Raw genomic sequence first — 24,381 nt, 5'->3', positions numbered from 1 at the left:
CCACCGGATGCAGCACGCAGGGGGGACTCCGCTGCCACCGCCGCACGGACCGGTACCGGGCCAGGGAGCCGCGATGAGCCCGCCGCCCGGCCCCGGCCACCCCATACCGCCGCACCGGCCGCAGGCCGCGCACGGCTGGCCCGCCGCCCCGCCGCCCACCGCCGCGCCGCACGGCGCGCCGACCGCGCCGCCGCCCGCCGAGGCCACCGGGCACATCCAGCTCCCGCCCGGCGCCCCCGTGGCACTGCCCAGCCCGCCGGCCGGCACCTCGGCGCAGGACGCCGCGCACGCCGCCGTGGCCGTCCTGCTGATCGGCCCGGCCGGAGCCGGCAAGACCAGCGTCGCCCGGCACTGGGCCGACACCCGGCGGGTGCCCACCGCGCACATCAGTCTCGACGACGTCCGCGAATGGGTACGGTCCGGCTTCGCCGACCCCCGGGCGGGCTGGAACGACCACTCCGAGACGCAGTACCGCCTGGCCCGCCGCACCTGCGGCTTCGCGGCCCGCAACTTCCTCGCCAACGGCATCTCCTGCATTCTCGACGACGCCGTCTTCCCGGACCGCCCGGTCATCGGTCTCGGCGGCTGGAAGCGCCATGTGGGCCCCGGGCTGCTGCCGATCGTGCTGCTGCCCGGCCTGGAGATCGTCCTGGAGCGCAACGCCCGCCGTACGGGCAACCGGCGCCTGTCCGACGAGGAGGTCGCCCGCATCCACGGCCGGATGGCGGGCTGGTACGGCTCCGGCCTGCCCATCATCGACAACTCCGCGCACGACGTGCCCACCACGGCCCGCCTGCTGGACGACGTGGTCGCCCGCAGCATCGCGAGCCCGCCGAGCTGGTAGCGGGGCGGGCGGACGCGGGTTTCCCGGCGGTCCCCCGGCCGGACCCGCCCGACCGGCCGGGCCGGTCCGGGGACCGTACGCTCGGTGCATGTCCGAGCTCTACTCGGCCCGGCGTACGCGGCTGCGCGACCGCTGCGTCGCCGCCGGAAGCGCCGCCGCGCTGATCTCGCGTCCGGCCAATGTCCGCTACCTCACCGGGTGCGCGCCGCCCGGCGCGGCCCTGTTGCTCGGGCCCGCCGACGACCTCCTGCTGACCGGGGGGCCGCTGAGCGGCGACCCCTCGGAGGGGCGGCCCGCCGAGGAGCTGCGGGTCTGTGAGCTGCCCACCCGGGGCGGCGACCCGGCCGTGGCCGCCGCCGACCAGGCCGCGCGGGCCGGGGCGGGCTCGCTCGCCGTCGAGGAGCACCACCTCACGGTCGCCCGGCACCGCGCGCTGGCCCAGGTCGCCCCGCGGCTGCGGCTCGCCGACCTCGCCCGCGCCGTCGAGGCGCAGCGGGTCGTCAAGGACGACGAGGAGATCGCCAGCCTGCGGATCGCCGCCGAGATCACCGACCAGGCCCTCGGCGAACTGCTGGAGTCGATTCTGGTGGGCCGCACCGAGCGGCACCTCGCCCTGGAACTGGAGCGCCGCCTGGTCGACCACGGCGCGGACGGCCCCGCCTTCCCCACCTCGGTCGCCTCCGGACCCCATTCCGGACGACCCGGGCATCTGCCCACCGACCGGCGGGTCGAGGAAGGTGACTTCCTGACCGTCAACCTGGGCGCGAACTACCGGGGTTACCGGTGTGAGATCGGCCGTACGTTCGTCATCGGCACCACGCCGGCGGACTGGCAGATCGAGCTGTACGATCTCGTTTTCGCAGCCCAGCGGGCCGGCCGGGAGGCGCTGGCACCGGGTGTGGAGTGCCGGGAGGTGGACCGGGCGGCGCGCCAGGTACTGGTCGGCGCGGGCCACGGCGAGCGCCTGGGGCCGGGCACCGGACACGGTGTGGGACTCGAAATCGACGAGGACCCTCGGCTGTCACCTGCGGCCATGGGTAAACTGGACGCTTGCGTGCCGGTCACCGTCGATCCGGGGGTTCACATCCCGGGCCGTGGCGGTGTCCGGATCGACGACACACTCGTCGTCCGCCCCGAGGCGGACGGCGGACCCGAGCTACTCACGATCACGACCAAGGAGCTGCTCGCGCTCTGAACCGGCGAACGGTTCGGCGCGTGCGTGCCCGGGGTCCCACCACCCGCAGTCCAGGAGATTCCGCAACCGTGGCTTCCACGAACGACCTCAAGAACGGCCTGGTGCTCAAGCTCGAAGGCGGCCAGCTCTGGTCCGTCGTCGAGTTCCAGCATGTCAAGCCCGGCAAGGGCCCGGCCTTCGTCCGCACCAAGCTGAAGAACGTGCTGTCCGGCAAGGTGGTGGACAAGACCTTCAACGCCGGCGTGAAGGTCGAGACGGCCAACGTCGACAAGCGCGGGATGCAGTTCTCGTACATGGACGGCGAGTACTTCGTCTTCATGGACATGGACACCTACGACCAGTTGCACATCGACCGCAAGACCGTCGGTGACGCCGCCAACTACCTCCTCGAAGGCTTCGAGGCCGTGGTGGCGCAGCACGACGGCTCGGTGCTCTACGTGGAGCTGCCGGCCGCCGTCGAGCTGACCATCCAGGAGACCGAGCCGGGCGTCCAGGGCGACCGCTCCACCGGTGGCACCAAGCCCGCCACGCTGGAGACCGGCTACCAGATCCAGGTGCCGCTCTTCATCACGACCGGTGAGAAGATCAAGGTCGACACCCGCTCCGGCGAGTACCTCGGCCGGGTGAACAGCTAACCGTGGCCGCCCGCAACAAGGCCCGTAAGCGCGCCTTCCAGATCCTCTTCGAGGCCGACCAGCGCGGTGCCGACGTGCAGACCGTGCTCGCGGACTGGATGCGGCACGCCCGGACCGACCCGCGGCAGCCGCCGGTCAACGAGTACACCCTGCAACTGGTCGAGGGGTACGCCGAGTACATCGAGCGAATCGACGAACTGCTCTCCTCCTATTCCGTCGGCTGGACGCTGGACCGGATGCCGACGGTCGACCGCAATGTCCTGCGGCTCGGCGCGTACGAGCTGATCTGGGTGGACGAGACGCCGGACGTCGTGGCGATCGACGAGGCGGTGCAGTTGGCCAAGGAGTTCTCCACGGACGAGTCCCCGGCCTTCGTCAACGGCCTGCTGGCCCGCCTGAAGGAACTGAAGCCCGGCCTGCGGCGCGAGGCGCGCTGAGGCGGCGGTGGATCCGTGAAAGGGCCCGGAGCGCAGGATGCTCCGGGCCCTTCGCATGCGCGGGGGCCGGGTGCGCGGGGGAGGGCGGATGGGTCCGGGCCGGCAGTGGCCCGATGGGGCGCCTGGGGGACGCCCGGGGGCGTCCGGGAACACCCTGGCGCGGGCACCGGGCGTGGACACAGAAAACCGCCGCCCCGATGCGATCGGGGCGGCGGTACGTTTCTGCAGGTGACGGCCGTGCGGTCAGATGTCCTCGTGCTGCACCGCGCGGCGCGCGTCGGCGTCCAGCACACCCCAGCCAATGAGCTGCTCGGTCAGCACGGAGGGCGACTGGTCGTAGATCACCGCGAGGGTGCGCAGGTCGTCCTGGCGGATCGAGAGGACCTTGCCGTTGTAGTCACCGCGCTGGCTCTGGATCGTGGCGGCGTAGCGCTGCAGCGGGCCGGCCTTCTCGGCGGGGACGTGGGCGAGCCGCTCCAGGTCCAGGACCAGCTTCGGCGGCGGCTCGGCCGCGCCGCCCGGGGTCGTGCCCGGCAGCAGCTCCTGCACCGGCACGCCGTAGAAGTCGGCCAGCTCGGCCAGGCGCTGCACGGTCACGGCACGGTCGCCGCGCTCGTACGAGCCCACCACGACGGCCTTCCAGCGGCCCTGGGACTTCTCCTCGACACCGTGGAGAGAGAGGCCCTGCTGGGTGCGGATGGCGCGGAGCTTGGCCCCGAGCTGTTTGGCGTATTCGCTGGACATAAAGCTCCCCGGACGCTGTGTAGACGTGCGGCGCGGGCCGCGCGGCTGGTAACTCACTGTGAGGTTACGCAGCGTAATTCGGCATCGTCAAGCCGAATGAGTCACACGGTGGCCCCGAAGGGGTGCTGTCGGACTCCGCCGCGGCTCCTGGTACCGTGAACGGCGTAACCCCGACGTCCTTTAAAGTCCGTCCTGTGAGGCGGAGAAGGAGGTCCGTTCATCATGGACGCCCCCAGCTCCAACGCTGCGCGTCCGGTCCTCGAAGGCCCGGACATCACGCGCATGCTCACCCGTATCGCCCACGAGATCGTCGAACGCGCCAAGGGCGCCGACGACGTGGTGCTCCTCGGCATCCCCACCCGCGGCGTCTTCCTCGCCCGCCGGCTGGCCGCCAAACTCGAAGAGATCACCGGACGCGGCGTGCCGGTCGGCTCGCTCGACATCACGATGTACCGCGACGACCTGCGCCTGGGCCCGGCACGCGCCCTCGCGCGCACCGACATCCCCGGTGACGGCATCGAGGGCCGGGTGGTCCTCCTCGTCGACGACGTGCTCTTCTCCGGCCGGACGATCCGCGCCGCGCTCGACGCCCTGAACGACATCGGCCGGCCGCGCGCCGTGCAGCTCGCGGTCCTCGTCGACCGCGGCCACCGCGAGCTGCCGATCCGTGCCGACTATGTGGGCAAGAACCTCCCCACGTCGCTGCGGGAGACGGTCAAGGTCCAGGTCACCGAGGAGGACGGCCGCGACGCCGTGCTGCTCGGCGTCAAGCAGACCGCCCCGGCCGGCGAGCAGTAGCACACCCCTGGACGGACCCGGTGCCACCGGGCCCCCAGTCATGCCTGCTCGCCGGACGTACCCGTACACCTCCACCACTCACGGAGAACACCGGATGAAGCGTCACCTCATCTCGGCCGCCGACCTCACCCGCGACGACGCCGTCCTGATCCTCGACACCGCCGAGGAGATGGCCCGGGTGGCCGACCGGCCGATCAAGAAACTTCCCACTCTGCGCGGCCGCACCGTCGTCAACCTCTTCTTCGAGGACTCCACCCGCACCCGCATCTCCTTCGAGGCGGCCGCCAAGCGGCTGTCGGCGGACGTCATCAACTTCTCCGCTAAGGGCTCCTCCGTCTCCAAGGGCGAGTCGCTGAAGGACACCGCGCTGACCCTGGAGGCGATGGGCGCGGACGCCGTCGTCATCCGGCACGGCGACTCCGGCGCCCCGCACCGCCTGGCCACCTCCGGCTGGATCGGCGGCTCGGTCGTCAATGCCGGCGACGGTACGCACGAGCACCCCACCCAGGCGCTGCTGGACGCCTTCACCATGCGCCGGCACCTGACCGACGGCGCCGGCCAGGACCTGTCCGGCCGCCACATCACCATCGTCGGCGACATCCTGCACAGCCGGGTGGCCCGCTCCAACGTCCACCTGCTGACCACGCTGGGCGCCGAGGTGACGCTGGTCGCGCCGCCCACGCTGGTGCCGGTCGGCGTCGAGCGGTGGCCGTGCGAGGTCAGCTACGACCTCGACGCGGTGCTGACCAAGTCGGACGCGGTGATGATGCTGCGCGTCCAGCGCGAGCGGATGAACGCCGCCTTCTTCCCCACCGAGCGGGAGTACGCCCGGCGCTACGGGCTCGACGGCGACCGGATGGGCCGGATGCCCGACCACGCGATCGTGATGCACCCCGGCCCGATGAACCGCGGCATGGAGATCACCGCCGAGGTCGCCGACTCGCCGCGCTGCACCGCCGTCGAGCAGGTGGCCAACGGTGTCAGCATCCGGATGGCCGTCCTGTACCTGCTGCTGGGCGGGAACGAACCCGCCGTCACCACCGCTGCGGCCACCCACCCGTCGCCCGCCACCACCCCGGATGGAGGCGCTGCGCGCCGCCCCTCCGCTCGTACCGAGGAGAGCAAGTAATCATGAGCAAGACGCTGATTCGCGGGGCGAAGGTCCTGGGTGGCGAGGCGCGGGACGTCCTGATCACCGATGGTGTGATCAGCGCCGTCGGTACGGACCTGACCGTCTCCGGCGCCGAGGGCGCCACCGTCGTCGAGGCCGCGGGCCAGATCCTGCTGCCCGGCCTGGTCGATCTCCACACCCACCTGCGCGAGCCGGGCCGCGAGGACTCCGAGACCGTCCTGACCGGCACCAAGGCTGCCGCCGTCGGTGGCTTCACCGCCGTGCACGCCATGGCCAACACCTTCCCCGTCGCCGACACCGCGGGCGTCGTCGAGCAGGTCTGGCGCCTGGGCAAGGAGTCCGGCTACTGCGACGTACAGCCGGTCGGCGCGGTGACCGTGGGCCTGGAGGGCAAGAAGCTCGCCGAGCTGGGCGCCATGCACGACTCCGCCGCGGGTGTCCGGGTCTTCTCCGACGACGGCAAGTGCGTGGACGACGCGGTGATCATGCGCCGCGCGCTGGAGTACGTGAAGGCGTTCGACGGCGTCATCGCCCAGCACGCCCAGGAGCCCCGGCTGACCGAGGGCGCCCAGATGAACGAGGGCATCGTCTCCGCCGAGCTGGGCTTGGCCGGCTGGCCCGCGGTGGCCGAGGAGTCGATCATCGCGCGGGACGTGCTGCTCGCCGCGCACGTCGGTTCGCGGGTGCACATCTGCCACCTGTCGACCGCCGGCTCCGTCGAGATCGTCCGCTGGGCCAAGTCCAAGGGCTGGGACGTCACCGCCGAGGTCACCCCGCACCACCTGCTCCTGACCGACGAGCTCGTCCGGTCCTACAACCCCGTCTACAAGGTGAACCCGCCGCTGCGCACCGAGGCCGATGTACTGGCGCTGCGCGAGGCGCTGGCCGACGGCACCATCGACTGCGTCGCCACCGACCACGCCCCGCACCCGCACGAGGACAAGGACTGCGAGTGGGGCGCGGCCGCCATGGGCATGGTCGGCCTGGAGACGGCCCTGTCCGTCGTCCAGCACACGATGGTCGACACCGGTCTGCTCGACTGGGCCGGCGTCGCCGACCGGATGTCCTTCCGCCCCGCCGGGATCGGCCGTCTCAAGGGCCACGGCCGGCCCGTCTCGCCTGGCGAGCCCGCCAACCTCACGCTGCTCGATCCGGCATACCGTGGACCCGTGGACCCCGCGGGCTTCGCCTCCCGCAGCCGCAACACGCCCTACGAGGGCCGTGAGCTGCCGGGTCGCGTGACCCACACCTTCCTGCGGGGCCGGGCAACGGTCGTGGACGGGACACTGGCGTGACATCTTCCATCATTCAACTGGCAGCCGAGCAGAAGTCCGCCGAGGTCACCGACTGGGCGGCCCGCATCGGCTGGGTCGTCGGACTGCTCCTGTTCATCGCGCTCGTCTACTGGCTGATGCGCGAGGGCTGGAAGTGGCGCGGCACCCTCCAGGGCGATCTGCCCGAGCTGCCCACGGCACCCGAGGACGCCGGCGAGCCGCGGCTGACGACGACCGGCCGCTACCACGGCTCGACGACCGCCGGGCAGTGGCTGGACCGCGTCGTCGCGCGCGGCCTGGGTACCCGCAGCCGCGCCGAGCTGACCCTGACGGACGCCGGCGTGGACGTCGTACGGCCCGGCGCGCAGGACTTCTTCGTCCCGGCGGCCGCGCTGCGCGGCGCCCGCCTCGACAAGGGCATCGCCGGCAAGGTCCTGCCCGAGGGCGGCCTGCTGGTGATCTCCTGGGCGCACGGCGACCAGGAGATCGACTCCGGTTTCCGGTCCGACCGGGCCGCCGAGCACACCGCCTGGGTCGCTGCCATCACCGACCTGACCAGCAAGAACCGCAAGACCACCGAAACGGAAGGCGCACGATGACGACCTCCATGCAGGGGAACGCCTCGAAGAGGAGGGCGGCGTCTCCCGCCATACTCGTCCTGGAGGACGGCCGCAGCTTCCGCGGCCGCGCCTACGGGGCCGTGGGGGAGACCTTCGGCGAGGCGGTGTTCTCCACCGGCATGACCGGCTACCAGGAGACACTGACCGACCCCTCGTACCACCGCCAGGTCGTCGTCATGACCGCCCCGCACATCGGCAACACGGGCGTCAACGACGAGGACCCGGAGTCCGCCCGCATCTGGGTGTCCGGCTTCGTCGTACGCGACCCCGCCCGCACCCCGTCCAACTGGCGCTCGGCCCGCTCCCTCGACGACGAGCTGGCCGCCCAGGGCGTCGTCGGCATCAGCGGCATCGACACCCGCGCGCTCACCCGCCACCTGCGCGAGCGCGGCGCGATGCGGGTCGGCATCTTCTCCGGGTCCGCGCTCGACGGCCCGGCCGGCACCGGCCTCGCCGACGAGGCGGCGCTGCTCGCCAGGGTGCAGGCGGCCCCGCAGATGAAGGGCGCCGACCTGTCCGCCGAGGTGGCCACCAAGGAGGCGTACGTGGTTCCCGCGCAGGGCACCAAGCGCTTCACGGTCGCCGCGGTCGACCTGGGCATCAAGGGCATGACCCCGTACCGCATGGCCGAGCGCGGCATAGAGGTGCACGTGCTGCCCGCCACCGCCACCGTCGAGGACGTGTACGCGGTCGAGCCGGACGGCGTGTTCTTCTCCAACGGCCCGGGCGACCCGGCCACCGCCGAGCACCCCGTCTCCGTCATGCGGGGCGTGCTGGAACGCGGCACGCCGCTGTTCGGCATCTGTTTCGGCAACCAGATCCTCGGCCGCGCACTGGGCTTCGGCACGTACAAGCTCAAGTACGGGCACCGCGGCATCAACCAGCCGGTGCAGGACCGTACGACCGGCAAGGTCGAGGTCACCGCGCACAACCACGGCTTCGCCGTGGACGCGCCGCTCGACCAGGTCTCCGACACCCCCTACGGCCGCGCCGAGGTCTCCCACGTGTGTCTCAACGACAACGTGGTGGAGGGGCTCCAGCTCCTCGACCGGCCGGCCTTCAGCGTCCAGTACCACCCCGAGGCCGCCGCGGGTCCGCACGACGCGGCCTACCTGTTCGACCGCTTCGTCCAGCTCATGGAGGGCCAGCGTGCCTAAGCGCACCGATATCCAGTCCGTCCTGGTCATCGGCTCCGGCCCGATCGTCATCGGCCAGGCAGCGGAGTTCGACTACTCCGGCACCCAGGCGTGCCGGGTCCTGAAGGCCGAGGGCCTGCGGGTCATCCTGGTCAACTCCAACCCGGCCACGATCATGACCGACCCGGAGATTGCCGACGCCACCTACGTCGAGCCGATCACCCCGGAATTCGTCGAGAAGATCATCGCCAAGGAGCGCCCGGACGCGCTGCTGCCCACCCTGGGCGGCCAGACCGCGCTGAACACCGCGATCTCGCTGCACGAGTCCGGCACCCTGGAGCAGTACGGCGTCGAGCTGATCGGCGCCAACGTTGAGGCGATCAACAAGGGCGAGGACCGCGACCTGTTCAAGGACGTCGTCGAGGCGGTCCGCCGCAAGATCGGCCACGGCGAGTCCGCGCGCTCCTACATCTGCCACTCCATGGACGACGTCATGAAGGGCGTCGAGGAGCTGGGCGGCTACCCGGTCGTCGTGCGCCCCTCCTTCACCATGGGCGGCGCCGGCTCCGGCTTCGCCCACGACGAGGAGGAGCTGCGCCGCATCGCCGGCCAGGGCCTGACCCTGTCGCCGACCACCGAGGTGCTCCTGGAGGAGTCCATCCTCGGCTGGAAGGAGTACGAGCTGGAGCTGATGCGCGACAAGAACGACAATGTCGTGGTCGTCTGCTCCATCGAGAACTTCGACCCGATGGGCGTGCACACCGGTGACTCCATCACCGTGGCCCCGGCGATGACGCTCACCGACCGCGAGTACCAGACCCTGCGCGACGTCGGCATCGCCGTGATCCGCGAGGTCGGCGTGGACACCGGCGGCTGCAACATCCAGTTCGCCGTCAACCCCGTCGACGGCCGGGTCATCGTCATCGAGATGAACCCGCGCGTCTCGCGCTCCTCGGCGCTCGCCTCCAAGGCCACCGGCTTCCCGATCGCGAAGATCGCCGCGCGGCTCGCGGTGGGCTACACGCTCGACGAGATCCCCAACGACATCACCGAGCAGACCCCGGCGTCCTTCGAGCCGACCCTCGACTACGTCGTGGTCAAGGTGCCGCGCTTCGCCTTCGAGAAGTTTCCGGCGGCGGACGCCCGGCTGACCACCACCATGAAGTCGGTGGGCGAGGCCATGGCCATCGGCCGTAACTTCACCGAGGCGCTCAACAAGGCGCTGCGCTCGCTGGAGAAGAAGGGCAGCCAGTTCGACTTCACCGGCGACCCCGGTGACAAGGCGGAGCTGCTGGTGAAGGCCGAGGTCCCCACCGACGGCCGGATCAACACCGTCATGCAGGCCATCCGGGCCGGGGCGACCCCGGAGGAGGTCTTCGACGCCACGAAGATCGACCCGTGGTTCGTCGACCAGCTCTTCCTGGTCAAGGAGATCGCCGACGAGATCGCGGCCGCCGACCAGCTCGGCCCCGAGATCCTGGCGTACGCCAAGCGCCACGGCTTCTCCGACAGCCAGATCGCGGCGATCCGCGGCCTGACGGAGGACGTCGTCCGCGAGGTCCGGCACGCGCTCGGTGTCCGCCCGGTCTACAAGACGGTGGACACCTGCGCCGCCGAGTTCGCCGCGAGGACCCCGTACTTCTACTCGTCCTACGACGAGGAGAGCGAGGTCGCGCCGCGCGAGAAGCCCGCGGTGATCATCCTGGGCTCCGGCCCGAACCGCATCGGCCAGGGCATCGAGTTCGACTACTCCTGTGTGCACGCCTCCTTCGCGCTGTCCGAGGCGGGCTACGAGACCGTCATGGTCAACTGCAACCCGGAGACCGTCTCCACCGACTACGACACCTCCGACCGGCTCTACTTCGAGCCGCTCACCCTGGAGGACGTCCTGGAGATCGTGCACGCCGAGCAGCAGGCGGGCCCGGTCGCCGGCGTCGTCGTCCAGCTCGGCGGCCAGACCCCGCTGGGCCTGGCCCAGGCGCTGAAGGACAACGGCGTACCGATCGTCGGCACCTCGCCGGAGGCCATCGACCTGGCCGAGGAGCGCGGCGCGTTCGGCCGGGTGCTGACCGAGGCGGGGCTGCCCGCCCCCAAGTACGGCACCGCCTACTCCTTCGACGAGGCCAAGGGCATCGCCGCCGAGATCGGCTACCCGGTCATGGTCCGGCCGTCCTATGTCCTCGGCGGCCGCGGCATGGAGATCGTCTACGACGAGCCGTCGCTGGGCGAGTACCTGACCCGGCACGCCGGCCTCATCGATCAGCACCCGGTCCTCATCGACCGCTTCCTGGACGACGCCATCGAGATCGACGTGGACGCCCTCTACGACGGCACCGAGCTGTACCTCGGCGGCGTCATGGAACACATCGAGGAAGCCGGCATCCACTCCGGCGACTCCGCGTGCGCGCTGCCCCCCATCACCCTCGGCGGCTTCGACATCAAGCGGCTGCGCGCCTCCACCGAGGCCATCGCCAAGGGCGTCGGCGTGCGCGGCCTGATCAACATCCAGTTCGCGATGGCGGGCGACATCCTGTACGTCCTGGAGGCCAACCCGCGCGCCTCCCGGACCGTGCCCTTCACCTCGAAGGCGACCGCGGTGCCGCTCGCCAAGGCCGCCGCCCGGATCTCGCTGGGCGCCACCGTCGCCGAGCTGCGTGCCGAGGGGATGCTGCCGAAGAGCGGCGACGGCGGCACGCTGCCGCTGGACTCGCCGATCTCCGTCAAGGAGGCCGTCATGCCCTGGTCGCGCTTCCGCGACGTCACCGGGCAGGGCGTGGACACCGTGCTGGGCCCGGAGATGCGCTCCACCGGCGAGGTCATGGGCATCGACTCGGTCTTCGGCACGGCGTACGCCAAGTCGCAGTCCGGCGCGTACGGCGCGCTGCCCACCAAGGGCCGGGCGTTCGTCTCCGTCGCCAACCGCGACAAGCGCGCGATGATCTTCCCGGCGCGCGAGCTGGTCGCCCACGGCTTCGAGCTGCTGGCCACCTCCGGCACCGCCGAGGTGCTGCGCCGCAACGGCATCAACGCCACCGTGGTGCGCAAGAAGAGCGAGGGCGAGGGCCCCAACGGCGAGAAGACCATCGTCCAGCTCATCCACGACGGCGAGGTCGACCTCATCGTCAACACGCCCTACGGCACCGGCGGCCGGCTCGACGGCTACGACATCCGTACCGCGGCCGTCGCCCGCGCCGTCCCGTGCCTGACCACGGTCCAGGCGCTGGCCGCCGCCGTCCAGGGCATCGAGGCGATGTCCCGCGGCGACGTGGGCGTGCGCTCCCTCCAGGAACACGCGCGGCAGCTCACCGCGGCCCGCGAGGAGTAGGGCCGGCCGGAGGGGGACACCGCCGCGGTGTCCCCCTCTTCATGAGCCCGACCCCCGACCCGACCCTTTCGACCCGCGGAAGGCCCGCCCGCTCGTGTACTCCCTCTTCTTCAACCTGATCTTCCGCCGCATGGACCCGGAGAAGGCCCACCACCTGGCCTTTCGCTGGATCCGGCTGGCCGCGCGCGTCCCGGTGCTGCGCACCTTCGCCGCGGCCGTCCTCGCGCCCCGCTACAAGGAGCTGCGTACGGAGGCCCTGGGCCGCCGGATGCACGGGCCCTTCGGGCTGGCCGCCGGCTTCGACAAGAACGCCGTGGCCATCGACGGCATGGCCATGCTGGGCTTCGACCACGTCGAGATCGGCACGGTCACCGCCGAGCCGCAGCCCGGCAATCCCAGGAAGCGCCTGTTCCGCCTCGTACCGGACCGCGCGCTCATCAACCGCATGGGCTTCAACAACGACGGTTCGGCGGCCGTGGCGGCCCGCCTGGCGGCCCGCAACCCGGTCTTCCGTACGACGCTGGGCGTCAACATCGGCAAGACCAAGGTCGTCCCCGAGGACCAGGCGATCGCCGACTACGTGACCTCCACGGAGCGCCTGGCCGGCCACGCCGACTACCTGGTCGTCAACGTCTCCTCGCCGAACACCCCCGGCCTGCGCGACCTCCAGGCCGTCGACCACCTGCGCCCGCTGCTCGCCGCCGTCCGCGCGGCGGCCGACCGCACGGTCCCGGGCCGCCGCGTCCCGTTGCTGGTCAAGATCGCCCCGGACCTCGCCGACGCGGACGTGGACGCGGTCGCCGACCTCGCCGTGGAACTGGGCCTGGACGGCATCATCGCCACCAACACCACCATCGCCCGCGAGAGCCTGGGCCTGGCCTCCGACCCGGCCCTGATCCGCGAGACCGGCGGGCTGTCCGGCGCCCCGGTCAAGGCGCGCTCCCTGGAGGTGCTGCGCCGCCTGTACGCCCGCGTCGGCGACCGCGTCACCCTGATCGGCGTCGGCGGCATCGAAAACGCCGAGGACGCCTGGCAGCGCATCCTCGCCGGGGCCACCCTGGTGCAGGGCTACAGCGCCTTCATCTACGAGGGCCCGTGCTACGCCCGCGCCATCCACAAGGGCCTCGCCGCCCGCCTGCGCGACAGCCCGTACGCCACCCTCGCCGACGCCGTCGGCGCCGAACACAAGAAGGTGACCGCATGACGGCCCCGACCCCCTTCGGTGCCCGTCTGCGGGCCGCCATGGACGCACGAGGCCCGCTCTGCGTCGGCATCGACCCGCACGCCTCGCTGCTGGCCGACTGGGGCCTGAGCGACGACGTGGCGGGCCTGGCGGCCTTCTCGCGCACCGTCGTCGAGGCGCTGGCCGACCGCGTCGCCGTCCTCAAGCCGCAGTCCGCCTTCTTCGAGCGCTTCGGCTCGCGCGGCATCGCCGTCCTGGAGGAGACCGTCGCGGCGGCCCGGCAGGCCGGCGCCCTCGTGCTGATGGACGCCAAGCGCGGCGACATCGGTTCCACCATGGCCGCGTACGCCGCCACCTACCTGGATCCGGCCTCGCCGCTGTTCTCCGACGCGGTCACGGTCAGCCCGTACCTGGGCTTCGGGTCGCTGCGCCCGGCCGTCGAGCTGGCCCGGGAGCACGGCTGCGGCCTGTTCGCCCTCGCGCTGACCTCGAACCCCGAGGGGCAGGAGGTCCAGCACGCGGTACGGGCCGACGGCCGCACCGTCGCCGCGACCGTACTGGGGCACCTGAAGGCGGAGAACGCCGACGCCGCCTCCCGGGGGGAGCTGGGCTCGTACGGGGCCGTCGTCGGCGCCACGCTCGGCGACCTGTCCGCGTACGACCTGGCGACCGGCGGGCCGCTGCTCGCGCCCGGCATCGGCGCGCAGGGCGCCACCCCCGCGGACCTCCCGCGGGTCTTCGGGGACGCGGTCCGCAACGTCGTGCCGAGCGTCAGCCGGGGAGTGCTGCGGCACGGCCCGGATGCCGCCGCGCTTCGCGAGGCCGCCCTCGGATGTGCCGACGAGGTGCGCACAGCGGTCGAACGACAGGGACTTTAGTCCCGTTATGTCCTGGTCAGCAGAGTCTGACCAGGACTTTTCGTCTGTTCTCGCTGACTCCGAGCGCCTTGGCCGCTAGTCTCCGACGAGAGCAGTGCACGTAAGCGCGTTGCTCGTTGCTCCGCAGATGCGGGGCGACTAGGTTCCACACCGGTCCTTATCCGACAGTTCGACATCCGAGGTGACGTAGGCGTGGCTCTTCCGCCCCTTACCCCTGAACAGCGCGCAGCCGCGCTCGAGAAGGCCGCCGCGGCTCGCCGGGAGCGCGCCGAGGTCAAGAATCGGCTCAAAAACTCCGGCGCCTCCCTTCATGACGTCATCAAGCAGGGCCAGGAGAACGACGTCATCGGCAAGATGAAGGTCTCCGCTCTCCTGGAGTCCCTGCCCGGCGTGGGCAAGGTCCGCGCCAAGCAGATCATGGAGCGGCTGGGCATCTCCGAGAGCCGCCGGGTGCGCGGCCTGGGCACCAACCAGATCGCCGCTCTTGAGCGAGAGTTCGGCGAGAAAACCGGCTGAGTTTCCGGGCACTGCCGGGGAACTGGAATAATCGCCGTATGGCTGCAACACCTCGGGGTTCGTCCCCCGTTTCCCCGGACGCCCGTCCGCGGCTGACCGTGCTCTCCGGCCCCTCCGGGGTCGGCAAGAGCACGGTCGTCGCCCATTTGCGCAAGGTCCACCCCGAGGTCTGGCTCTCGGTGTCGGCCACCACACGCAAGCCGCGCCCCGGGGAACGGCACGGCGTCCAGTACTTCTTCGTGGACGACGAGGAATTCGACAAGCTCGTCGCCAACGGCGAACTGCTGGAGTGGGCCGAATTCGCGGGCAACCGCTACGGCACCCCCCGCAAGGCCGTCCAGGACCGCCTGGAGGCCGGCGAGCCGGTCCTCCTGGAGATCGACCTCCAGGGCGCGCGGCAGGTCCGCGAGACCATGAAGGAGGCCCAGCTCGTCTTCCTGGCCCCGCCGAGCTGGGACGAGCTGGTCCGCCGGCTCACCGGCCGGGGTACGGAGGCGCCCGAGGTCATCGAGCGCCGCCTGGCGGCCGCCAAGGTCGAGCTGGCCGCCGAGCCCGAGTTCGACCAGACCCTGGTCAATACCTCCGTCGAGGGTGTCAGCCGTGAGCTGCTAGCCTTGATGAAGGTTCTTTGATCTTTACACCGGATTCACACCCCCCTTCGGAAGGCAGAGAGTGTCCTCTTCCATCACCGCGCCCGAGGGCATCATCAACCCGCCGATTGATGAGCTTCTTGAGGCCACCGACTCGAAGTACAGCCTCGTGATCTACGCCGCCAAGCGCGCGCGTCAGATCAACGCGTACTACTCGCAGCTCGGCGAGGGCCTGCTGGAGTACGTCGGCCCGCTGGTCGACACCCACGTCCACGAGAAGCCCCTGTCCATCGCGCTCCGTGAGATCAACGCGGGTCTGCTGACCTCCGAGGCCGTGGAGGGCCCGGCTCAGTGAGCACTGCGGCGCCGTGGGGCACGGCGTCCTGAAGGACTCCGCCACGGCGCCTCGACCAAGGGCCCGGCAGCGCCGCTGCCGGGCCCTTGGTGTGTCATGGGGGAGTAACCGACCGGGTCCGCACCCCGCAGGGACGGAACCCACGGCGTGGGGAGAGAACGCGATGGACAGGCCGACACAGCCGCGACAGACCGCCGGACCGGCCGACGGGGCCGAGGCGGCGCAGGGGAGCGGCCCGGCGCGCCGCCCCAGGATCGTCCTGGGAGTCAGCGGCGGCATCGCCGCGTACAAGGCGTGCGAGCTGCTGCGCCGGCTCACCGAGTCGGGGCACGACGTCCGGGTCGTGCCGACCGCGGCGTCCCTGCACTTCGTCGGCGAGGCCACCTGGGCGGCGCTCTCCGGGAACCCGGCCTCCACCGAGGTCTGGGAGTCGGTCCACGAGGTCCCGCACGTCCGCATCGGGCAGTCCGCCGACCTGGTCGTGGTGGCCCCCGCCACCGCCGACCTGCTGGCCAAGGCCGCCCACGGCCTCGCCGACGACCTGCTGACGAACACCCTGCTGACCGCGCGCTGTCCGGTGATCTTCGCCCCGGCGATGCACACGGAGATGTGGGAGCACCCGGCCACCCGGGAGAACGTCGCCACGCTGCGCCGCCGCGGCGCCGTCGTCATCGAGCCCGCCGTCGGCCGGCTGACCGGCGTGGACACCGGCAAGGGCCGCTTCCCCGACCCCGCCGAGATCTTCGAGACCTGCCGCCGGGTGCTGGCCCGCGGCCCGCGGGGGCTCGACCAGGACCTCGCCGGGCGGCATGTCGTCATCAGCGCCGGCGGCACCCGCGAGCCCCTGGACCCGGTCCGCTTCCTGGGCAACCGTTCCTCCGGCAAGCAGGGGTACGCGCTCGCCCGTACCGCCGTGGCCCGCGGCGCCCGCGTCACCCTCGTCGCCGGCAACAGCGAGCTGCCCGACCCGGCCGGGGTGGACGTGGTGCACATCGGTACGGCCCGCGAACTGCGCGAGGCCGTGCTGAGGGCCACCGCGGACGCCGACGCGGTGGTCATGGCGGCCGCCGTGGCCGATTTCCGCCCCGCCGCGTACGCCACCGGAAAGATCAAGAAGAAGGACGGCCAGGAGCCCGAGGCGGTGGCCCTGGTCCGTAACCCGGACATCCTCGCCGAGATCTCCGCGCACCGCCCCCGCCCCGGCCAGGTGATCGTCGGCTTCGCCGCCGAGACCGACGACGTCCTGGCCAACGGCCGCGCCAAGCTCGCCCGGAAGGGATGCGACCTGCTGGTCGTCAACGAGGTCGGCGACCACAAGGCGTTCGGATCGGCCGCGAACGAGGCGGTGATCCTGGCCGCCGACGGGACCGAGACCCCCGTACCGTACGGCCCGAAGGAAGCTCTCTCGGACCGGATCTGGGACCTCGTCGCCCCCCGTCTGACCGCACCGTAGGCCCCTCCGCCCCCCTCCGCCCCATGATCGAAACGCCTCTTCCGAGCCGTTGCCGGAACGAGATCTTCCTCTCTCCGGCAAGGTGTCCCAGGTCACGGTGGGTCCATAAATCGAGACTACGTGCCCGAACGCCGCTCATGACCGATAAACTGGCCCCGGATCGCGTCGAGCGCAGCTCTCGGCCTTTCCGCCAATGATCAGCCAGCAGCCGCTGCAACCCCAGGGAGCGATGTGTCCCGCCGCCTGTTCACCTCGGAGTCCGTGACCGAGGGTCACCCCGACAAGATCGCTGACCAGATCAGCGACACCATTCTCGACGCCCTCCTGAAGGAGGACCCGACCTCCCGGGTCGCCGTCGAGACGTTGATCACCACCGGCCTGGTCCACGTGGCCGGCGAGGTGACGACGAAGGCGTATGCCGACATCCCCAACCTCGTGCGCAACAAGGTTCTGGAGATCGGCTACGACTCCTCGAAGAAGGGCTTCGACGGCGCCTCCTGCGGCGTCTCCGTCTCCATCGGCGCACAGTCCCCGGACATCGCCCAGGGTGTCGACACCGCTTACGAGAAGCGCGTCGAGGGCGATGAGGACGAGCTCGACAAGCAGGGCGCGGGCGACCAGGGCCTGATGTTCGGCTACGCCTGCGACGAGACCCCGGAGCTGATGCCGCTCCCGATCAACCTCGCGCACCGCCTCTCCAAGCGCCTGTCCGAGGTCCGCAAGAACGGGACCATCCCGTACCTGCGCCCCGACGGCAAGACCCAGGTCACCATCGAGTACGACGGCCACAAGGCCGTCCGCCTCGACACCGTCGTCGTCTCCTCGCAGCACGCGTCGGACATCGACCTCGACTCGCTCCTCGCACCCGACATCCGCGAGTTCGTCGTCGAGCATGTCCTCAACCAGCTCGTCGAGGACGGCATCAAGCTGGACACCGACGGCTACCGCCTGCTGGTCAACCCCACCGGCCGCTTCGAGATCGGCGGCCCGATGGGCGACGCCGGCCTGACCGGCCGCAAGATCATCATCGACACGTACGGCGGCATGTCCCGCCACGGCGGCGGCGCCTTCTCCGGCAAGGACCCGTCCAAGGTCGACCGCTCGGCCGCCTACGCCATGCGCTGGGTCGCCAAGAACGTCGTAGCGGCCGGGCTGGCCGCCCGCTGCGAGGTCCAGGTCGCCTACGCCATCGGCAAGGCCGAGCCGGTGGGCCTGTTCGTCGAGACCTTCGGCACCGCCACCGTCGACGTCGACAAGATCGAGCACGCCATCGCCGAGGTCTTCGACCTCCGCCCGGCCGCCATCATCCGCGACCTCGACCTCCTCCGCCCCATCTACGCCCAGACCGCCGCCTACGGCCACTTCGGCCGCGAGCTGGAGGACTTCACCTGGGAACGAACGGACCGGGTGGACGCACTGCGGGGGGCTGCGGGGCTGTAGGTCCCGGCCCGTCGGCACGACGCTGAGGCCCGCCCCTTCGGGGCGGGCCTCTGGCGTGGGGACGGGGCCTCAGGGCTGATTGTCCGGGAGGGGCGGCTCCGGAAAAGGCGAAGAGGGTTCGGTGCCGAAGCCCTCAGGTGCCGGGCCACCTTCCCCCTGGGCGGTGTCCGCGTACGGCGGCGGGGCGGGCGGAGTGAAATGGTCGCGGACGGCCGCTGCGGCTTCGGCCGCCACCGGGGCCGAACACCTGGCGATGTTCTCCGCGACGCGCTGAGCCAGCACGGCGCCTTCCGGCGTATCGGGGATGCCCAACTGTTCCAGCAGGAGGCTGACACAGTCGACGGTCCTGGTCCCGGGGCACGGTTCGCCGTCTCCCGGGCCGGCCGCACGGTCTTGCCACGCGGTGGGAGGCCGGTGCCCATTGACCGATGGCGGTGCGTCCGGCTCCTCGCCGGGGCCGGGGAAGTCGCGGGTCTGGGCCGCGCCCGGCGTAAAAGGAGATCAGCGCCTGCCGGGCCAGCGCGTAGGTCGCCAGGTGGCGGTCGCCTCCGGCCTCGGCGAGATCGACCGCGCGGCGGGTCAGCCACGAGGCCGCGCGGTCGTTGCCGGACTCCTGGGCCATCCATCCCGCGAATTCCGCGTAGCGGGAGGCCAGGACGAGCAGCCCACGGCGGGTTTCGCCCGCTGAGCGGGTGGCGAGGTCGCGTAATGCCTGGGCCTGGGCGACCAGGGGTGGCACCAGGGCGCCCGGTTCCGCGCTCTGGCCCAGCCTGCGGTACTGATCGAACATCGACCGCGAGGCCTGGAGCAGCCCCGCGTCCGCCGGAGAAGCCGCGGCCTGCTCCTCGCCGGCGGTCACGGCGAGCAGACAGGAGGCGCCCAATGCCAACGCGCGGCGGCGATCCATGACGGCCAAGCGGACCGAGCCGTCTGCATCCCACTGCATGATCCACACCTCCTCGTCGGGCCGGGACTCGGAAAGGGACGCCGCCTCCGGTGCTGCCTGCGGCGGCACCAGCCCCGCCAGTGCGCCGCCGGCGCGCAGAGCGGTGTCGCAGAGCCGGGCGAGCTCGGACGTCGGACGTTTGAGTCCCGTCTCGACCTTGCTCAGGTGCCCCTTGCTGTAGTGCACCGCCATGGCCAGCCGGGTGAGGGACCAGTCGGCAGTTGTGCGGCGTCTGCGGAGTTCGGATCCGAACGAGATCGGCTGCTCCAGCACGTGAACCTCCGGCATGTCGACCGCGCGGCCGCTCGGGCGGTCCCGACTCCGGACGTCAGCCTGCTGCCGTCGAGCCGGTGCCGACAAGGCAGCCGGACGGTTTCCCGTTTCCTCTTCATTCCGGGCACGGCCCGGAGGGGGAAGCGAACCCGAACGTCCGACCGCTGTCGAGACCGTCGGCCAGGGCTCCGGCCCCGCGGCCGCTGTCAGTCCCGTCTGCTAAGACTGATGCTGTGAGCAGGGAAGACGCGGGGCAGGGTGCGGGGCCGGAGCAGCTTGCGTTGGTGCGGGAGGCGGTGCGGGGGACCAAGGCGGCGCGGGCGAAGCCGCGGACGTGGCGGGGGGCCGAGACGGCGGAGCGGTTGCCGGTGGCTCGGGTGCTGGTGGACAAGGGTCTGGTGCATCTCGACCGGTATTTCGACTACGCGGTGCCGGCGGCGATGGACGAGGAGGCGCAGCCCGGGGTGCGGGTGCGGGTGCGGTTCGGGGCCGGGGAGAAGGGGGGCCGGCGGGAAGGGGGGAAGCTGGTCAACGGGTTCGTGGTGGAGCGGGTGGCGGAGAGCGACTTCCGTGGGGTGCTCGCACCGATCGCCCAGGTGCTGTCGCCCGAGAGGGTGCTGACGCCGGAGCTGCTGGCGCTCTGCCGGGCCGTCGCCGACCGGTATGCGGGGACGCTCGCGGATGTGGTGCAGCTTGCGGTGCCGCCGCGGCGGGCGAAGGCGGAGGGGAAGGATTCCGGGGCGCCCTTGCCGCCCAACCCCATGCCGGATGCGGGGAGTTGGGAGAGGTATGCGGCGGGCCCCGGGTTCTTGGAGGCGTTGGGGCGGGGGGACGCGCCGCGTGCGGTGTGGACGGCGTTGCCGGGGCCGCACTGGCCGCAGGAGCTGGCGCGGGCGATGGCCGCGGCCATGGCGTCCGGGCGCGGGGCCCTGGCCGTCCTGCCGGACGGGCGGGCCGCCGCGCGGGTGGACGCGGCGCTGGGGGAGCTGGTCGGGGCGGGCCGGCATGTGGTGCTCAGCGCCGACGCGGGGCCTGAGGAGCGGTATCGGCGGTGGCTGGCGGTCAGCCGTGGCGCGGTGCGGGCGGTGATCGGGACGCGGGCGGCGATGTTCGCGCCGGTGCGGGACCTGGGCCTGGTGGCCATCTGGGATGACGGGGACGGCAGTCACAGTGATCCGCATGCGCCGCAGCCGCACGCGCGAGAAGTGCTGTTGCAGCGGTCGGTGACGGAGCGGGCCGGATTTCTGCTGGGCGGGCTGAGCTGCACGGTCGAGGCTGCGCAGTTGGTGGAGACGGGGTGGGCGCGGCCGCTGACGGCCGAGCGTGAGCAGGTGCGGGCCGCGGCGCCGCTCGTGCGTACGGTCGGGGACGCCGACGAGGCGCGGGACGCGGCCGCGCGTGCCGCGCGGCTGCCGACGCTGGCATGGCAGGTGGTGCGCGAAGGGCTCAAGCAGGGGCCGGTGCTGGTGCAGGTGCCGCGGCGGGGATATGTACCGCGGCTGGCGTGCGAGCGGTGCCGGGAGCCCGCGCGCTGCCGGGCCTGCGCGGGGCCCCTGGAAGCGCGGGACGCGGGGGAGTTGCGGTGCGGCTGGTGCGGGCGCGAGGAGGGGGACTGGCGTTGCGCGGAGTGCGGGGGGGTGCGGCTGCGGGCCCAGATCGTGGGTGCGCGGCGGACGGCGGAGGAGCTGGGCCGGGCGTTCCCGGCCGTACCGGTACGGACGTCGGGGCGTGATCATGTGCTGGACACGGTGCCCGGGACCCCCTCCTTGGTGGTGAGTACGCCCGGGGCGGAGCCGGTCGCCGAGGGCGGGTACGCCGCCGCGCTGCTGCTGGACGGGTGGGCCCTGCTGAGCCGGCCCGACCTGCGGGCGGGTGAGGAGGCGCTACGACGCTGGTTGCATGCCGCGTCGTTGGTACGGGGCCATGCCGAGGGCGGCACGGTCGTGGTCATCGCGGAGGCGACGCTGCGCCCCGTACAGGCCCTGGTGCGGTGGGACCCGGCCGGGCACGCGGTGCGTGAGCTGGCGGAGCGGGCCGAGCTGGGCTTTCCGCCGGTGTCCCGGATGGCGTCGGTGACGGGCCGCCCCGCGGACGTGGCGGAGATGCTCGCGGCGGCCGGGCTGCCGGAGGGTGCCGAGGTGCTGGGCCCGGTGCCGGTGCCGTCGCCCGACGCGGGGCGGCCGCGCCGGCCGGGGGACCCGCCGCCCGGGGAGGAATGGGAACGGGCGCTGGTACGGGTACGCCCCGGCCAGGGAGCCGCGCTGGCGGCGGCGTTGAAGACGGCGCAGGCGGCGCGGCTGGTCAAACGGGAGGGGGAGGCGGTGCGGGTACGGGTCGATCCGCCCGATCTCGGGTGAGCCGGGCGAGCCCTGCGCGCGGGGGAGTTGGGTGCCGATTCAGACCCTCCGCGACGGGCTGAAGGATGGCGGCCCACGCGAAGGGCTGATGCTGCGGTCGCGGCTGGGAAAGGGGAGCGGGTGCCCCGGGGGCGGGCCGGGGCGGTGCCCGGGTCAGCCGTTGCGGGGGCCGGGGAAGACGCCGGGGCGCGCCTCTTCCCGTGCGGGGAGCGAGGACTGGCCCGGGAGGGTGCGTGCGGCGGGGACGGCCGGTGCGCTCGGCAGGCCGGGGGAGGCGGCCATGCTCCGGGCCGCCGACGGTTCGGGCGTACGGACCGCCTCGCTGGTCTCGGGGCCGGGCTGGGAGGTGGAGCGGCGGGCGCCGTAACGGCGGTGCACGGCCTGTTTGGTGACGCCCAGGGCCGAGCCCACCGCATCCCAGGAGAAGCCCAGCGAACGGTCGAAGTCCACCGCCGCGGTGACGAGGGTCTCGACGCTGTCGCGCAGTTCCTGGGCGAGACGTACGGTCGGGGCGGGGGCGCGGCCGTAGACGACGAAGCCGGCGGACGGGCCGGTGCGCCGCGGCCGGTAGACGTTGCCGAGCTGAGCTGTCAGGGTGCGCAGGGCGTCCACCTGCCGGCGGACCCGCTCGATGTCCCGTACCAGTAGGTGCAGGCTGGCGCGTGCCTGGGCGTCGTGGGTTGCGTGGTCGGCCATGAACAAGCCTCTCGAACCGGCGTTGAATGTGCGGAGAAACGTGACAAAGAGGTGAAAACGAGCGGGCCGCGAGGGCGGCCCGGTCGGTCAATACTGCTTGACCAACGCAGCAGACGCGGCTTCGGTCACGGTATGGGGGCGTACAGGCTCCAATGAGGGGCGCGCGCCTGTTCGCACGCCCCCCGAAGGGGTGGCCCATAGACTGGTGCGCCGTTCCGCAGCGTGTGAGAGGTAGTACGCCACCCATGAGGCTCGTCTTCGCCGGCACCCCCGAGGTCGCCGTACCCGCCCTGGATGCCCTGATCGCCTCGGACCGGCACGAGGTCGTCGCCGTCGTCACCCGGCCCGACGCCCCCGCCGGCCGCGGCCGGCGGCTGGTCGCCAGCCCGGTCGCCGAGCGCGCGGCGGAGGCCGGTATCGAGGTGCTCAAGCCCGCCAAGCCGCGCGACGAGGACTTCCTCGCCCGGCTGCGGGAGATCGCGCCGGACTGCTGCCCGGTGGTGGCCTACGGGGCGCTGCTCCCCAAGCCGGCCCTGGACATTCCGGCGCACGGCTGGGTCAACCTGCACTTCTCGCTGCTGCCCGCGTGGCGCGGCGCGGCGCCGGTGCAGCACGCGGTGCTGGCGGGCGACGAGGTGACCGGCGCCGCCACGTTCCTCATCGAGGAGGGGCTGGACTCCGGGCCGGTGTTCGGGGTGGTGACGGAGGCGGTACGGCCGACCGACACCAGCGGCGACCTGCTGACCCGGTTGGCCCTCGCCGGGGCCGGGCTGCTGGCCGCCACCATGGACGGCATCGAGGACGGCACGCTCACGCCGGTGCCGCAGCCCGCCGACGGCGTCACCCTCGCGCCGAAGATCGAGGTCGAGGACGCGAAGGCGGACTGGACGGCGCCCGCCCTGCGGGTTGACCGGGTCGTGCGCGGGTGCGCGCCCGCGCCCGGCGCGTGGACCGTCTTCCGGGGGGAGCGGCTGAAGCTGATGACGGTCGCGCTGGTCCCCGACCGTACGGACCTGGCGCCCGGCGAACTCGCCGTCACCAAGAAGGCGGTGTACGCCGGTACGGGCAGCCACGCGGTGGAGCTGCTGTGGGTACAGCCGCAGGGCAAGAAGCCGATGCGTGGCGCGGACTGGGCACGCGGGGTACGGATCGGTGAGGGCGAGCGGCTGGGGGAGTGAGGAACGCCTCGGTAGCCGGGGGTCGAGCGCCGGGCTGGGCGCCCGGCCGGGGCCCGGCTCAGGATCCGCGAGGAATCCGGGGCGAGGCGATCGGGAAAAGCGGGTCCGGGCCGACGACCGGCTCCGGGCCTGATCTCGGCCTCCCCAGCTCCGGACCCCGAATCCGGCCCCGACCCCGGCTCCGGGCCAGCCTCCGGCCCTCCCGGCTCCGACTCCGGCCCCGGCTCGGGGTCCCGGCCCCGGCTCCGACCCCGGCTCCGGGCCAGCCTCCGGCCCTCCCGGCCCCGGCCCCGGCTCGGGGTCCCGGCCCCGACTCCGACTCCCGACTCCCGCCCGCCCCCTGGCCTGGTCCCGGCCTGCCCCCAGCCCCCGCCCC

General features: G+C 72.3%; 22 protein-coding genes. 19 read left to right on the top strand and 3 right to left on the bottom strand.

Features of this window, described 5'->3' with window-relative positions; genetic code table 11:
* Positions 1-7 precede the first annotated feature (7 nt).
* The 4 genes from ACH4EB_RS11585 (at position 8) to nusB (ending at position 3,111) form a co-directional block, all read left to right on the top strand.
* Entirely contained in the window at positions 8-844 is an 837-nt protein-coding gene (locus ACH4EB_RS11585; protein WP_398347223.1) for an AAA family ATPase, read from the top strand.
* Positions 845-932: 88 nt separating this feature from the next.
* On the top strand, positions 933-2,039 hold the full coding sequence (locus ACH4EB_RS11580) for an aminopeptidase P family protein (protein WP_398347222.1): 1,107 nt from the start codon (positions 933-935) through the stop codon (positions 2,037-2,039).
* Between the two features lie 68 nt (positions 2,040-2,107).
* Complete coding sequence (efp, locus tag ACH4EB_RS11575; protein WP_030999396.1) at positions 2,108-2,674, top strand: elongation factor P; 567 nt, start codon at positions 2,108-2,110, stop codon at positions 2,672-2,674.
* Between the two features lie 2 nt (positions 2,675-2,676).
* On the top strand, positions 2,677-3,111 hold the full coding sequence (gene nusB, locus ACH4EB_RS11570) for a transcription antitermination factor NusB (RefSeq protein WP_398347220.1): 435 nt from the start codon (positions 2,677-2,679) through the stop codon (positions 3,109-3,111).
* Between the two features lie 243 nt (positions 3,112-3,354).
* Here the strand turns inward: nusB and bldD are convergent, their stop codons facing one another.
* Positions 3,355-3,855: a transcriptional regulator BldD gene (bldD, locus tag ACH4EB_RS11565; RefSeq protein ID WP_398347219.1), complete on the bottom strand. Its 501-nt coding sequence runs from the start codon at positions 3,853-3,855 to the stop codon at positions 3,355-3,357.
* Between the two features lie 222 nt (positions 3,856-4,077).
* Here bldD and pyrR point away from each other — a divergent pair, with 222 nt between their 5' ends.
* From pyrR to metK, 13 genes are all read left to right on the top strand, one after another.
* Positions 4,078-4,653, top strand: coding sequence for a bifunctional pyr operon transcriptional regulator/uracil phosphoribosyltransferase PyrR (gene pyrR / locus ACH4EB_RS11560; RefSeq protein WP_398347218.1), 576 nt, complete (start codon positions 4,078-4,080; stop codon positions 4,651-4,653).
* A gap of 94 nt (positions 4,654-4,747) precedes the next feature.
* Positions 4,748-5,782: an aspartate carbamoyltransferase catalytic subunit gene (locus ACH4EB_RS11555; RefSeq protein ID WP_398347217.1), complete on the top strand. Its 1,035-nt coding sequence runs from the start codon at positions 4,748-4,750 to the stop codon at positions 5,780-5,782.
* A 2-nt stretch (positions 5,783-5,784) separates the two neighbouring features.
* The gene (locus ACH4EB_RS11550) at positions 5,785-7,080 is read left to right on the top strand and encodes a dihydroorotase (RefSeq protein ID WP_398347216.1); all 1,296 of its coding nucleotides are present in this window, start codon (positions 5,785-5,787) and stop codon (positions 7,078-7,080) included.
* Positions 7,077-7,658 carry a hypothetical protein gene (locus ACH4EB_RS11545; RefSeq protein WP_398347215.1) on the top strand — a complete coding sequence of 194 codons (582 nt, stop codon included), beginning with the start codon at positions 7,077-7,079 and terminating at the stop codon, positions 7,656-7,658. The genes ACH4EB_RS11550 and ACH4EB_RS11545 overlap by 4 nt, the downstream gene beginning before the upstream one ends.
* The gene (gene carA / locus ACH4EB_RS11540) at positions 7,655-8,836 is read left to right on the top strand and encodes a glutamine-hydrolyzing carbamoyl-phosphate synthase small subunit (RefSeq protein ID WP_398347214.1); all 1,182 of its coding nucleotides are present in this window, start codon (positions 7,655-7,657) and stop codon (positions 8,834-8,836) included. The genes ACH4EB_RS11545 and carA overlap by 4 nt, the downstream gene beginning before the upstream one ends.
* Entirely contained in the window at positions 8,829-12,140 is a 3,312-nt protein-coding gene (gene carB / locus ACH4EB_RS11535) for a carbamoyl-phosphate synthase large subunit (RefSeq protein ID WP_398347213.1), read from the top strand. The genes carA and carB overlap by 8 nt, the downstream gene beginning before the upstream one ends.
* 94 nt (positions 12,141-12,234) lie before the next feature.
* A complete protein-coding gene (locus ACH4EB_RS11530; RefSeq protein ID WP_398347212.1) occupies positions 12,235-13,344 on the top strand; it encodes a quinone-dependent dihydroorotate dehydrogenase in 1,110 nt (369 codons plus the stop codon).
* Positions 13,341-14,201, top strand: coding sequence for an orotidine-5'-phosphate decarboxylase (pyrF, locus tag ACH4EB_RS11525; protein ID WP_398347211.1), 861 nt, complete (start codon positions 13,341-13,343; stop codon positions 14,199-14,201). The genes ACH4EB_RS11530 and pyrF overlap by 4 nt, the downstream gene beginning before the upstream one ends.
* A 192-nt stretch (positions 14,202-14,393) precedes the next feature.
* Positions 14,394-14,717, top strand: a complete 324-nt coding sequence (locus ACH4EB_RS11520) for an integration host factor (RefSeq protein WP_398347210.1) — start codon at positions 14,394-14,396, stop codon at positions 14,715-14,717.
* A 38-nt stretch (positions 14,718-14,755) separates the two neighbouring features.
* Complete coding sequence (gene gmk, locus ACH4EB_RS11515; RefSeq protein WP_398347209.1) at positions 14,756-15,349, top strand: guanylate kinase; 594 nt, start codon at positions 14,756-14,758, stop codon at positions 15,347-15,349.
* A gap of 40 nt (positions 15,350-15,389) precedes the next feature.
* Positions 15,390-15,662 (top strand): DNA-directed RNA polymerase subunit omega, encoded by a 273-nt coding sequence (gene rpoZ / locus ACH4EB_RS11510; RefSeq protein ID WP_003982715.1) that lies wholly within the window; start codon positions 15,390-15,392, stop codon positions 15,660-15,662.
* Positions 15,663-15,825: 163 nt separating this feature from the next.
* A complete protein-coding gene (gene coaBC, locus ACH4EB_RS11505; RefSeq protein ID WP_398347208.1) occupies positions 15,826-17,115 on the top strand; it encodes a bifunctional phosphopantothenoylcysteine decarboxylase/phosphopantothenate--cysteine ligase CoaBC in 1,290 nt (429 codons plus the stop codon).
* 231 nt (positions 17,116-17,346) lie between these two features.
* Entirely contained in the window at positions 17,347-18,555 is a 1,209-nt protein-coding gene (gene metK / locus ACH4EB_RS11500; RefSeq protein ID WP_398347207.1) for a methionine adenosyltransferase, read from the top strand.
* Between the two features lie 133 nt (positions 18,556-18,688).
* Here metK and ACH4EB_RS11495 read toward each other — a convergent pair whose 3' ends face one another.
* A complete protein-coding gene (locus tag ACH4EB_RS11495; protein ID WP_398347206.1) occupies positions 18,689-19,774 on the bottom strand; it encodes a helix-turn-helix domain-containing protein in 1,086 nt (361 codons plus the stop codon).
* Positions 19,775-20,007: 233 nt separating this feature from the next.
* On the opposite strand from ACH4EB_RS11495, the gene ACH4EB_RS11490 reads away from it, so the two are divergent.
* Complete coding sequence (locus ACH4EB_RS11490; protein WP_398347205.1) at positions 20,008-22,131, top strand: primosomal protein N'; 2,124 nt, start codon at positions 20,008-20,010, stop codon at positions 22,129-22,131.
* A gap of 153 nt (positions 22,132-22,284) precedes the next feature.
* Here the strand turns inward: ACH4EB_RS11490 and ACH4EB_RS11485 are convergent, their stop codons facing one another.
* Positions 22,285-22,827 carry a hypothetical protein gene (locus ACH4EB_RS11485; RefSeq protein WP_398347204.1) on the bottom strand — a complete coding sequence of 181 codons (543 nt, stop codon included), beginning with the start codon at positions 22,825-22,827 and terminating at the stop codon, positions 22,285-22,287.
* A 245-nt stretch (positions 22,828-23,072) separates the two neighbouring features.
* Here ACH4EB_RS11485 and fmt point away from each other — a divergent pair, with 245 nt between their 5' ends.
* The gene (gene fmt, locus ACH4EB_RS11480) at positions 23,073-24,005 is read left to right on the top strand and encodes a methionyl-tRNA formyltransferase (RefSeq protein ID WP_398347203.1); all 933 of its coding nucleotides are present in this window, start codon (positions 23,073-23,075) and stop codon (positions 24,003-24,005) included.
* The last annotated feature ends 376 nt before the right edge of the window (positions 24,006-24,381 follow it).

Origin of the sequence: Streptomyces sp. NPDC018045 (genome assembly GCF_044327445.1) — a bacterium.
Lineage (GTDB): Bacteria > Actinomycetota > Actinomycetes > Streptomycetales > Streptomycetaceae > Streptomyces.
This window is presented reverse-complemented; position numbering and strand designations above follow the sequence as displayed.